Origin of the sequence: Halobacillus andaensis, assembly GCF_014636475.1 — a bacterium.
GTDB lineage: Bacteria > Bacillota > Bacilli > Bacillales > Halobacillaceae > Halobacillus_A > Halobacillus_A andaensis.
This window is the reverse complement of the sequence record NZ_BMEL01000003.1, coordinates 538248-551088: the sequence shown is the minus strand read 5'-3', so window position 1 is coordinate 551088 and position 12841 is coordinate 538248. Positions and strand designations below refer to the sequence as shown.

Annotated in this window: 10 protein-coding genes and 1 riboswitch; of the genes, 7 read left to right on the top strand and 3 right to left on the bottom strand. The window is 40.7% G+C overall.

Annotated features, from left to right (window positions below):
• Window positions 1-44: 44 nt before the first annotated feature.
• The 3 genes from ric to IEV27_RS13920 form a co-directional block, all read right to left on the bottom strand.
• Window positions 45-746, bottom strand: coding sequence for an iron-sulfur cluster repair di-iron protein (gene ric, locus IEV27_RS13930; protein WP_188378097.1), 702 nt, complete (start codon window positions 744-746; stop codon window positions 45-47).
• A gap of 100 nt (window positions 747-846) precedes the next feature.
• Window positions 847-1542, bottom strand: a complete 696-nt coding sequence (locus tag IEV27_RS13925; RefSeq protein ID WP_188378096.1) for a Crp/Fnr family transcriptional regulator — start codon at window positions 1540-1542, stop codon at window positions 847-849.
• A 5-nt stretch (window positions 1543-1547) separates the two neighbouring features.
• Complete coding sequence (locus tag IEV27_RS13920) at window positions 1548-2663, bottom strand: TIGR04053 family radical SAM/SPASM domain-containing protein (protein WP_188378095.1); 1116 nt, start codon at window positions 2661-2663, stop codon at window positions 1548-1550.
• A gap of 190 nt (window positions 2664-2853) precedes the next feature.
• Between IEV27_RS13920 and IEV27_RS13915 the strand changes: the two genes are divergently transcribed.
• The 7 genes from IEV27_RS13915 (at window position 2854) to IEV27_RS13885 (ending at window position 12772) form a co-directional block, all read left to right on the top strand.
• Complete coding sequence (locus IEV27_RS13915) at window positions 2854-4263, top strand: hypothetical protein (protein ID WP_188378094.1); 1410 nt, start codon at window positions 2854-2856, stop codon at window positions 4261-4263.
• 199 nt (window positions 4264-4462) lie between these two features.
• The gene (locus tag IEV27_RS13910) at window positions 4463-5245 is read left to right on the top strand and encodes a SurA N-terminal domain-containing protein (protein WP_229735342.1); all 783 of its coding nucleotides are present in this window, start codon (window positions 4463-4465) and stop codon (window positions 5243-5245) included.
• A gap of 151 nt (window positions 5246-5396) precedes the next feature.
• Window positions 5397-5500: riboswitch (purine riboswitch) on the top strand.
• A 166-nt stretch (window positions 5501-5666) separates the two neighbouring features.
• Window positions 5667-6536, top strand: coding sequence for a 5'-methylthioadenosine/S-adenosylhomocysteine nucleosidase (locus IEV27_RS13905; protein ID WP_188378093.1), 870 nt, complete (start codon window positions 5667-5669; stop codon window positions 6534-6536).
• A gap of 18 nt (window positions 6537-6554) precedes the next feature.
• Complete coding sequence (locus IEV27_RS13900) at window positions 6555-7370, top strand: 5'-methylthioadenosine/adenosylhomocysteine nucleosidase (RefSeq protein WP_188378092.1); 816 nt, start codon at window positions 6555-6557, stop codon at window positions 7368-7370.
• Between the two features lie 211 nt (window positions 7371-7581).
• Window positions 7582-8046, top strand: a complete 465-nt coding sequence (locus IEV27_RS13895; protein ID WP_188378091.1) for a flavodoxin — start codon at window positions 7582-7584, stop codon at window positions 8044-8046.
• 241 nt (window positions 8047-8287) lie between these two features.
• Window positions 8288-9298 (top strand): LacI family DNA-binding transcriptional regulator, encoded by a 1011-nt coding sequence (locus tag IEV27_RS13890; protein ID WP_188378090.1) that lies wholly within the window; start codon window positions 8288-8290, stop codon window positions 9296-9298.
• Window positions 9299-9616: 318 nt separating this feature from the next.
• Window positions 9617-12772 (top strand): CBM35 domain-containing protein, encoded by a 3156-nt coding sequence (locus tag IEV27_RS13885; RefSeq protein ID WP_188378089.1) that lies wholly within the window; start codon window positions 9617-9619, stop codon window positions 12770-12772.
• Window positions 12773-12841: the final 69 nt, after the last annotated feature.

Genomic DNA, 12841 nt, shown 5'->3' with positions numbered 1-12841 from the left:
TGGATTACTATTTTTTGTCCCAACCTCTTGAATGATTAAAGGAACTAAGACATGTATCTAGGGAAAAGGATATTGTTTTCCAGGTGGATGTGTTGGAAGGTTTCTGCTTCCAATTCCTCTAACCGATTGTACACAAGACGGTAGGTGCCACATGCTCCCTCCGGCGGAGAGTAGTCATTCGTAATCTCGCGGAGTTCCTTTAAGACATCTCCCGCGTGACTATGCTCATCTTCTAAGTCAGCTAATTTGGTCTGAATGATTTGAAGCTGTTCTTCAGTCGGGTTGGTCTCATATTCTATGATCAATGGAAAGTCTTCATTTTCTTCTTTTAACGTGTGCTGTTCAAGCTCTGTTTTTAATTCATTAAAGAGTTTATGGATCACCCGTAAGTGAGGCTGCTTCCCTCCGTGGACCTTCATAACTTTGGTTACAAAAGGACTGAGGTTCGGAAGTTCTTCTTGTAAATAATGATGATGCTTCTGAATAATGTGATCAATCAACTCAGAAGAAGAAGCGGTATCCCAATTGATTTGCTTTTGGTTTAGGGCTTCATTTTCTTCATATAACTTATTTAACCGTTGCAAAACTTCCTCTTTGGGGAGGTTCCTTTTTTCAATGGCTTCACGTAGAGGACGGTTACCGCCACAGCAAAAATCGATGCGGTAGGACTTGAAAAGGTCACTGGATTTAGGGAATTGTTTCACTATATCACTGACAATGCACTGTTCATCAAATGTTTGTACCATTTAATATCCCTCCATGTATTGGTATGTTTTTATAATAGCAGGGAGAGGTTCTTAAATTAGTGATATAGTGCACACATGACTATGAAATAATAAAAAAATGTTAAGGAATCATTTCCTCTTCCAGCTTTTCTTGGTTGATAATGAAAAAACCTTCTTCTGATACTTTAAGTACATCTTTTTTTCTCAGCTGCGTCAAAGTGCGGCTGACCGTTTCTCTTGAAGTACCAATCATATTCGCTAATTCTCGGTTGGTAAACGTGCTAGTCAATTTAAATTCTCCATTTCTATAAGGTTGACCATTCGTACGAGCAAGTCTAATTAACAACATAATCACTTGTTCGAAGGTATTGTGGAGAATTTGCTCCTCTAATCGATCATGGAGGTCGATGATCTTACTCCCTAACACTCTGAATAGTTTAACGCACAATTCAGGATGATTGACTAAGATTTGTTCAAAAGAATGGATAGGTATACAAATCAAACGAGATTTTTTCATGATTTCAGCGTTCGCTGGAGTTAGTCCTCCACGAAAGAAGCCAGCATGAGGAAACATCTCTCCAGATTCTAGCATCGAGACGATTTGTTCTTTACCGTGGATATCCGTTTTATAGATTTTCACTTTGCCAGACTCTATGAAATAAACTCGATCCAATGGTTCATCTTGCATGAAGACAAAAGATCGGGCATTGTAAATTCTCGCCGATGAAATATTGGCTATATGATCGATCTCAACATCCGAAAGTTCTTTGAATAAAGGAACTTTTTTTAAATTCTCTTGGATGATTGGTGGATTCACAGCAGTCACCTCGCTTTCTTTCTCATACTTTTTGGTATATAAGCACAAGCAGGTTCACTCTCTAAATAGTCACCAGTCAGGGCATAGGCTCTAGAGCGTGACCCTCCGCAGACATGTCTAAATTCACAAACTCCACACTTTCCTTTGAAAAGGTCCGGATTCCGCAGTTCTTTGAAAATAGGTGAATAACGATAGATATCGGCAAGCGATTCAGTTCTTACATTTCCAGCTTTAATGGGCAATAGGCCGCTAGGATAGACATCGCCAACGTGAGAAACAAAAACGAACCCATTGCCATCGTTCACACCTTTAGGTGCTCGCCCAAGACCGTCGAAAACGTCTGTTTCACCTGAATTGAGTGCATCTTGATACTCAATCTGTTGATTTTTTTCCTTGTTTTTTCGCATTTTATTCGTAATGACGACTCGTCGATAATGTTGAGCAGCTGTTGTTTTAATATCAAAAGGAACCTGTTGACTTAACCGGTCTAACCATTGAAAAACTTTTTCATGTTCAGAAGAGGAAATCATATCAGAAACCTTTCCTCGTCCTGTCGGAACTAAGAAAAATACACTCCACATCACACAATTTAAAGATTCCACAAGCTTAGCCATCTCTTCAAGTACATCATAGTTATATCTTGAGACGACCGTATTAATTTGTAGAGGCAGTTCTAACTCGTGAAGATAGGTAATCGCATCCATTGTCAAATCGAATGATCCACTGGTCCCCCGAAAGTGATCATGAATAGCAGCTGTAGGGCCATCCAAGCTAAAGGCCCAGCGAGACAATCCTACATCCTTCGCTTTTTGAATGGCTTCCTTTGTAACATTAGGGGTAGCACTAGGAGTCATAGATACACGCAATCCTTTTTGAATCGCGTAGGAGGCGATGTCGTACACGTCAGGTCTCATTAATGGGTCACCCCCTGTAAAAACCAGCATCGGATGATCCATTTCGCAAATAGAGTCAATTAATTGTTTACCTTCTTCAAAATCTAGTTCAAGAGGATGACGGTGATATTGGGCTTCAGCTCGGCAATGCAGACAATGTAACTCGCATGCTCTCGTAAGTTCCCAAATGACGATAAATGGATTCTTGTGGAAATCTATACTATGCATATTCATTCCTCCAGTTTTTTATATTCCTAACGTATAAAAAAATGAATGGGGTGTAAGTGATGTTCGTCACATGAAAGGCAGGTGTAAGTTTGGGGTTTTCTTCATAGCTAAGTTTACGGGTTGTAACATTAGACTATGAAAGGGGGCAGTCATATAATAGAAATATTCACTAGAGTCAGGAGTTTTATCAATGAAGAAAGGTTCGTTATTTCTCTACGCAGCCATCATTAACTTATACATTTTGCTGTTTTACGTCACACTTGAGGTGGAGAGTGACTTCTTACTTAACGTGCTGTCCATCTTAGGGGTCTTATCCCTCGTTTTCTCTCTCTTTTATTTAACCGCGAACAAACGAATATTACCGTTCTTTTTAATCGGATTTGCTTTTTTTATATTACTCATGTCGGATTCATCTCTGTCGGAAGGAATTTTGCAAGGCTTTCGCCAGATGACAAGCTTGATTGCGATCTTGCTCATCGTGCCGATTATCAGCTGGATGTTAGATGAAGAACCTTACATAGAGAAGATTATGTCGTTTGCGGGGGATTTATTAAATACGAGCCGGCGGTTTTACTTTGGAATTATGGTTATTACGCAGATATTATCTTTCTTCCTTCTGTTTGGATCGATTCAGACGGTGTATCAGTTCATTCAGCAGCTTCTTGGGGATCGAAAAGGAGAGGCGTGGGAGAATTTTAAAGGCACGGCACTGCTTCGTGCATTTTCGCTTTGTACGCTGTGGGTTGTTAGTATTCCCAGCTTTGTGTTTATTGTGGACTTTTTAGATGCCTCGTTATGGCTTTCCATGCTTCAAGGAGCGGTGATCTCTCTGTTTGCCGTTATACTTGCCGTTGTTTTTTCATATTTCGAAGAAAAGCATTACAACATTGATATCACTTCTGCCTTGAAGGAAGAAATCGATCAAGCGATCGGAGCTCAAGAAAGAGGCAGACTGAGCCGTGAAGTGATTGAATTTGCCAGCATGTTTGTCTTAATCTTTGGGACGATTTTTTTCCTGCACGGCGTGTTTGGGTTAGAGATTCTTGTGATCATCCCTCCCGTTATACTAAGCTATACGTTTCTTTACTTTGTATTAAAAGGTAGAACAGCTCGTTTAAAGGAAAAAGTAGAGTTTTATTTTACAGGCTATGCCCAAGGAAAAGCCCTGCAGTTCAGTATTCTATTATCCGTAGGTCTTGTGATTGTGGCGTTGAACCTTTCGGGTTGGGGAAAAATGCTGATCGACGGAATTTTAGTTATGGAACAGGCAGTTCCATTCATTAACATCTTAAGTATTTTACCTTTTGTCCCGATCGTGTTGAGCTTCTTCGGCATTGGTCCTCTACCGGTATTAGTCCTTGTTGGCGGGGTTTTGCAAAATGTGGCTTTACCATACCCGCCGGAGCTGCTCGTACTGTCGATCACTTCGGGAAGCGTGATTTCAGCGCTGCTCTCTCCGTTTATTCTTCCTGCGATTGTGTTAAGCAGTGAAAATGGATTGAGCATTTTTAAAAATGGCTTCCAGTTCAATATTTTATATGCAGTGGCTTTTTATTTATTTGTTCAAGCGTACCTGCAGGTGGTTTCAATTGCGCTGTGAGGCGGTTGAATCACCTTTTACACACAATTTCCACATTTAATATTAAATTCACATAAATCAGTGATAAATGCTTTCATGACAGGGGTTGAGGTTTGTTTGAAAGGTGTTGTAAGGGTTATAGAAAAGAATAGAGGTGTTTTACCCGGGGGAAACTGATGTTACAATGACAACCATCATGAATCGGAAAGGGGAATACACCTTGAATAAAAAGTGGTTATTAAGTTTAATCATGGCGGCTTTTGTTATGTTTTTGGCCGCATGTAATAGTGATGAAGACTCAGCTGAAGGTGACAGTGAAGGTGAAGGAGAAGAAACACAGCAGCAGGAAGAAGGAGAAGGTGAAGGAGAAGGTGAACAGCCTGAAATGCCTGAGCCTGACTTAGAAGATGTTCCTGACGTTGTAGCAGAAGTAAATAACGAAGAAATCAATAAAGAAGAGTTTGAATCTGCTTATGAAGGTTCTTTCCAACAAATGGCCATGCAGTCTCAAATGTCCGGACAAGAGCTTGATCAAGATCAGTTAAAGCAGCAGACAGCTGAAAGCCTGGTTGGACAGGAGCTTCTAACTCAGAAAGCAGAAGAAGAAGGCTATGAAGCTTCACAAGAAGAAATGGATAAAACGCTGGAAGAACTAGCTCAGCAAAACCAAATGGAGTCTAAAGATGAATTCTTGGCTGCTCTGGAAGAACAAGGCATGAGCGAAGATGAAGTGATGTCTCAGCTTGAAACGCAAGTGAAAGTTGACCAGCTTGTTGCAAGTGAAGCTGGCGATACTGAGCCAACAGAAGAAGAACTGGAAGAAGCATATGCACAGATGGAAGCCCAGCAAGAGCAAATGGGTGAAGAAGGTGGAGAAATGCCTTCTTATGAAGATGCAAAACCAGATCTTGAAGAGCAAGTGAAAACTCAAAAAGAACAAGAAGCGACTCAAAAGCTAGTCGAAGATCTTCGTGAGGATGCGGACGTAACCGTACACCTGTAATATAATTAAGGATAAAAAACCAGATCCGATTTCGGATCTGGTTTTTTATGCTTTTATAAGGTATAAAAAACGAACATTATATAGTTAATTAGTATTAAAGTTCGGTTTTTGTGTTGATCCTCTTTAAAGTGTTTGCTATAGTGGCACAGTAATTATTTTAATTATCATAACTCGTATATCCTCGGTAATATGGTCTGAGTGTCTCTACCTGGTTCCCACTAAAAGAACTAGACTACGAGTTAAAGTAAACGGCTGGCTGCTGTATTGGCTATAGCTTTATTTACTTTAACTTCAAGTCTAGAAGAGGGACGTTCATTCGTTCCAACTTCTAGACTTTTTATATGGTCGGAGTGAGGGGGATCTGGATTTATAAAATTCTGGGACCAACACCGGGGGTATCCAACAACAAGGAGGAAACAGAATGACGAAAAAGCACGCCTTATTAGCTATCCTTACTGTGCTGATTTTATTCATTTTTGCAGGGTGCAGCTCTTCTACTCAAGGAGAAAGCGAAGCATCTACGAGTGAAAAGCAGCCGATTTTAGTACAAGGGCCAATGCCTATTGAAGCGGAAGAATTTGCCGAACGATTAGATGATGTAGAAGAAGAAAAGTCTGGTAATTTTGTTTTTTACATAGGGACGGTTGATGATTATCCCGTCATTGTAGCAAAAACCGGAAAAGGTATGGAAAATACAGCGGCAGCAACGACGCTGGCGATTGAAAAGTATGACCCGATCGCGATTATTAATCAAGGGACATCTGGCGGCCATGACCCAGAACTAAATGTCTACGATATTGTGTTAGGTGAACGAGTGACGAATATCGGAGCGCTAAAAACAGATGATCGAGATGAAGGAGAAGGCATCGAACCGACCGATTGGATCCCGATGGATTTAATGGCTTCAGAAGGAAGTGCGGGTGAAGATCCTGACGCAGAGAACATCCGTTATTATGATGGTGATAAAGACTTATTGGAAGCGGCTCAAGCCGTGAAAGGTTCGCATGAGGAAGGGAAGGTCGTTGAGGGAACGATTGGTTCCGCCGACCTTTGGAACAACGAAGTGGACCGAATCAATTGGTTTCATGAGAATTACGAGACTTCTGTAGAAGAAATGGAAGGAGCGGCAGGCGCGCAGATGGCTGATGCCTATGACGTACCTTACTTAGGTATTCGCATCCTCTCGAACAATAAAACGAATGACGGGGAATACGACCCTGATACGGCGCAAGCCAATCAAGAGTACGTCTATGAGGTAGTGCGAGAGTATATTTCGTCGATGACAAAATAAACTGAAGGAGGTAGAAACATGGGGAATCGTACACTAACAAACAATATTCTTGGTTTATTGATGGCCGCTTTGATGCTTACAGGCTGTGGGCAGCAAGCAGAAGAAACTACTGCAGAAAAAGAAAACAAGAAAGAAGGCAATACGATTGGCATCATTGGGCCAATGGAAGTGGAGATTGATCTCTTGCGCTCTAATATGGAGGTTGAAGAAACAACAGAAAAAGGCGAATTGACTTTTTATGAGGGAGAACTTGAAGGTCAGGATATCGTCCTCGTTCAATCAGGAATTGGAAAAGTAAATGCTGCCGTAGCGGCGCAAATGCTCATTAGTGAATTTGATGTAGATCAACTCATTAATTCAGGCGTTGCTGGAGGCATTCACCCAGATTTAGGTCTTGGGGATATCGTCATTTCGACTGAAACGGTACACCACGATATGGATGAAACGGCAAAAGGATATGAACCTGGCCAAATTCCCTACATGGATACGAGATTTTTTGAAGCTGATGAAGAGCTGATTGAATTAGCTAGAGAAGGAACGAAGGACTTACCTGACTATGTTGATGTATTTGAAGGACGCATTGCCACAGGAGATCAATTTATCGCCAGCGAAGAAAAGACAGAGTGGATTTACGACACATTTGACGCTTATGTTGTAGAAATGGAAGGTGCCGCTGTGGGACAGGTGGCCTATCTAAATGAAATTCCTTATGTTGTGATTCGTTCCGCTTCTGATGATGCAGGAGAAGAGGCATCCGATATTCAGGAGAATTTTGTGGAAGAAGCTGCTAAAAATTCTAGTGATGTGATTGAAGAGATTCTTCAAAATATGTAGGAAATTTTCGCTCCAGGAAAAGTAGAATACAAGTTTTAACAAGTCTTTTCTTTACCCAATATATCTATTGGGAAAGAAAGGACTTTTTTAAATTCATTGTCTTTTCATCCCCGTGAGATAAAAACAACAAGTACATTTTAATGGTCCGTCTAAACATTAATTGACATTGATAATCATTATCAATTAAGATGTGAGTAAGGAGAGGTGAACTATGACGAATATCATTTTGCTGTTTGCAAGTATGTCAGGGAACACAGAAGAAATGGCTGCAACTATTGAAAATCAACTAAAGTCGAATGGATTCCCTGTTTCCTCGTTCCAGATAGATGTAGATGAGATAGAAGTAGAGGATTTGCTTAAATATGATGCGATTTTATTTGGTACTTATACGTGGGGTGACGGAGATGTACCTTATGAATTAGAAGACTTCTTTGAGGATCTGGGAGAGGTTGATTTAGGAGGAAAAGAAGTCGCGCTATTTGGATCTTGTGACTCCTTGTATCCCATTTATGGCGGGGCCGTAGATAAGTTTGAGAAACAATTTACAGACTGTGGAGCAACGGTTATATTACCTTCATTAAAAGTGGAACTAACACCTAATGAAGAGGATGCGCAAAGCTGTCGTCAATTCGCTGAATCTTTTATTAAACATTTAAAGGATGCGAAAGAGTTGTAAATCATTCTCTCATAAATATTAGAGCTTATGAGAGCCAATTAAGTGAGGTGCCCTGTAGATAGATGGGAAGATGCTGTTACGTTTGTCCATCCTGTATCAAAACTCGGTCTGTTCAGATAGTTTAGGACTACATGTGCTTATGTGGAAAGTATAGAAAGGAATTGACAGACCCACCCACATATCGTACGATACAGCCAAATAGAAAACGTTTACTTAGTTTATTAGAAAAGGGAGAAAGGTTATGAATCCAACCATTAAAGATGTAGCCAATTATGCCAATGTCTCAATTGCTACAGTATCGAGAATCTTAAATAGTACTTCTGCTGGGTATTCAGAGAAGACAAGAGAACTAGTAATGGAGGCTATTGAACAACTGGGATATAAACCGAATGCTGTTGCTCGGGGGTTAAAAAATACCAGGACCCAAACAATTGGGGTACTTTTCCCAGACATTTCTGGAATGGTATCATCTGAGTTGTTGCATGGAATAGAAAAAGTGACTCATAACTTAGGACATAGTGTAATTGTTTGCAATACGGCCTCGCAAGGAAAGAAAACCCTCGATTATTTGAAGCTGTTGAGTGAAAAAAGGGTGGAGGGCATATTATTTGCCAGTGAAGAAATTAAGGATGAGTATTATGAAGCCATAAAAGGAATGAACATCCCTGCCGTATTGGTTTCTACAAAGTCTCACAAACATCCTCTTCCTTATGTGAAAGTCGATGATCGCGATGCTGCGTATACAGCGACATCTTATTTAATAGAAAAAGGACATAAGAATATTGGGATGATCAGCGGAATAAAGCAAGATCCAATTGCTGGCTCTCCGCGCATTGAAGGTTTTCAAGCGGCGATGCGAGACCAGTTAGGAAATGATTCCCCTGTGGTCGTATCAGCTCAAGGTTTTTCTTACGAACATGGGGTGGAAATGTTTGAGAAATTGATAAAAGCTGCCCCTCATACAACGGCAATCTTTGCAGCCAGCGATGAAATGGCTATTGGGGCAATGGCTTCAGCTTATCACATGAATATTAAAGTGCCCGATGATATTTCGGTTGTCGGTTATGACAACCTAAAAATTTCTGAAATGGCCATCCCTCCGCTTACAACTCTTTCTCAGCCTTTAAGGGAAATGGGAGAAAAAGCAACAGAGTTATTGTTTGAAGCATTAACTGATAAGAACTCCACACAAAGTAGTATTATCATGCCTCATCAGATGATTGAGCGTGAATCCGTAAAAGCTATGGCGTAAGCCTTCTTTTACGGTTTTTTTATGTGAAATAGAGTAAACGTTTACTTTGTAGTGGTGAGAATTAGTATCTAAGGACTGGATAGATAGTATTACCTTTATTACCACAAGTAAATAGAGATCATATAATATTATTATAATTTTCAAAAAAGTACTAGACTTCAAAGTTGTAAGCGCTTATAATGACTTTAATTGAGTAAACGTTTACTCAAACCTAAAACTAATTTTGAAGGGAGAGAAAAGATGACGTATTAGGGAGCTGTCTGCTGCCGTTTCTCTTTGGCTTACGGTATGTTTAAAAATGATAAAAGGAGAGATCAAATGATCAAACGTCCACGAAAAGGTAAATCTAAAAATAAGAGCTTAGTAAGTAAACAAGGAGTTTTTTGTGTTCTTTCCACTTTAGCTCTATCGTCCTTACTGGCCACGACTGTTTCTGCTCAAGACAGTGAATTTACTAGAGAGGGATCTGGTCCCATGTATTTTTCAACTTACGAGCACCAGCATGACAAAAATACATACATGCCTGAAGACAGGTTTAAGAAAAATATTGATTGGATGGCAGAAAATTTTCAGCCTTATGGATATGACATGATCGCGACGGATGGATGGATCGAGGGAGCGACGTTATTAAATAAAAATGGTTATGTGGTGAGTCATAACGATAATTGGATGTCGCGCCCACTGAATATGGATGGAAGTGAGGAAGAAGCAGCAGGATTGTTAATCAATGGGGATTTTGAGTCAGGAGGTACAGAGGGCTGGACCATCGATACGGATGCATCCACGGGTGTCGATGCGAACGATGCCTATGATGGGTTAAAACTATATGTCTATGATCCTGAACCCCATACAGCCAAAATCTCGCAAACAGTAGAGGGATTAGAAGATGGCAATTATACCGTTGAAGCTCGGGTGAAGTTTCCAAATGACGTTGACAATTATCTGGATGGTACGAGTTCAGCTAATATGAAATTAACCGATTATGAAGATGTTGCTGATGGCGAGAATGTACCTGAACAGGTCGTTGAATTAAATGATGGATTAGCCAATGAATATGGGGAAGCGCGCTATGGACTTTTTGAAGTTCAGGCCGAAGTAACTAATGGGCAGCTGACAGTAGAATTTAATGTAGATGCAGCAGGAGAGCACAGTTCCTTCCAGTTGGATGACGTGAAATTATACAAGACTGGAGAAAAGCCGGAGGAAGATGGAAGCGAAGAGGAATTTCAGTATCCATCGGAGAAATATCCTGATGGGCATACTTGGGAATTCTGGGGTGACTATATTAATGAGCAGGGCATGGATTTTGGGATCTATTATAATCCGCTATGGGTAAGTCCAGAAGTTGTGAAAAATCCAGATAAATATATCGTAAAAGGAACGGAAGATGATCCAGATGGTCCCACTTATGTCGCAGATTTAATTGATCAGGGGGACCCTGACGACCCGACTGATGGTGATCGCTTTAATGGCGGCCAAGGAAATGAACGTGCTCTTTACTGGATAGACGTGGAACATCCAGATGCTGAAAAATATGTGAAAGGGTATATCGACTTTTTCAAAGAACAAGGCGCTGATTTCTTACGTGTTGACTTTATCTCATGGTATGAAGATGGAATGGATCCGAATCTTGGGAAAGTGGGAGAGCCGCATGGCAGAGACAACTACGAAACGCATTTAAAATGGATGTCTGAAGCAGCCGAAGAGAATGATATGTTCTTAAGTTTAGTTATGCCTCACCTATATAATCATGGAGAACTTGAACAAAAGTATGGAGATATGATTCGAATTAATGAAGATGCATTTGGCGGCGGCTGGGACCATATTAGTGAAAGGCGCCAGGAATGGCAGGAAGGCTGGTCGCAGTGGGCCAACTCTTTCCAAGGTTTTACTGGTTTCTCTGATATCAGCGGACGCTCCAGTATGATCTTAGACGGAGACTTTTTGAAGCTGAATACGTTTGAAGGGGATCATTCGGAAAATGAGAAGAAAACAACTCTATCCCTCTATACGCTCGCAGGATCTCCGATTGCGATCGCTGACCAATATGACACGATTAAAGAAAATTATAAGTACTATCAAAACACCGAATTGATTGAGTTTAATAAAATGGGACTAGCCGGTAAGCCCATCTTTGAAAATGCAGAACATTACGGCGAATCCAATGATAATCGAGACAGCCAGCGCTGGGTAGGTCAGCTTCCAGATGGCTCATGGGCTGTTGGTTTGTTTAACCGTGAGGATGAGAGTCAGACTTTTAATTTTGATTTCAAAGAAGAACTGGGCATAGGGGAAGGTCAAGTACGTGATGTTTGGACGCATGAAGACCTTGGACTCCAGTCTGATTACTCTGTAACGCTAGAACCGCATGATAGTGTTTTCTTAAAAGTCATCCCATCCAAAGTGGATAAAGTCTTTGAAGCGGAAGTGGCTTCTTATACAAAAGATGTGGAATTTTCCAAGGAAACAGCCGGTCATGAAGGATTTGGCTACTTGAGGGATATAGACGAGGAAAAAGAAAGTGTCACTTATGCGATCAGCGTTCCAGAAACAGGCGTCTATAACTTAGACTTGAAGTATGCTGCAGGAGAAGCAAGTGAAGCTGTTGTTAATGTTAGAGAAGAGGAAAGCGGAGACGTTACGGATGCAAAACCTGTGGAACTGAAATCAACAGATGGCAAATGGAAAGAACAAGGAACAGAGGTAGAACTACAAGAGGGGACAAACCTTGTGAAAGTAGATTATGCTTCTGGTAACTTTAATTTAGACTCCTTAACGCTAGGCGAGTCAGTAGATAAAAATTCTTCAATCGTGAGAAATGGGGGCTTCAGCCATGGGTTTGACCATTGGAGCAGAAGCAATATGGTGAACACTTCGATTGAGGATGGAGCTCTGAAAATCAGTGGGGAAGAGGCGTTTTCCTCTGACACTTGGCAGTATGTGGTTCCCAAAACAGGAACATATACACTGACAGCAGACGTAAAACGAAATGGGGCGTTTGAGGATGCCTCCTTATATGTTGAAAACGGAGAAGATACTCGTACGGCTTATATTCCAGAAACAGAAGAAATGGCGGAAGTTTCGATTTCAAACGTCGAAATCTCTGAAGGAGAGGTATTAAAAATTGGAAGTCTGATTAATGGGCAAGAAGGGGCTTCGTTAACTCTGGATAATGTCCAGCTTCATGCTGTAGAAGACCATAATCAGTACTTTGACATCGTCGACAAAAATAAAAACAAAGTAGAAATCACACGAAACAGCCAAGATGCTGGAGGCCTCTCAGCTTATCAAGTTAAATTAGAAGATAAGGCCGAACCAAGAAAGGTTCATGCTGCAGGACAAAAGTATAAAGAAGTAGACACTAAGAATGAACTACAGACGACTCAGGAAACTTATTATTATGATGAGGAAAACAGGACGGTCTGGGTGAATATCCCAAATGAAGAAAGAAAGAAAGTTCAAGTGAAGTTTTAACTCGATTTTAAGAAAATAAGTAAAAGAAAAGCCTTCTCTTCCATCCGGAAAGAGAAGGCTTTTTGTACT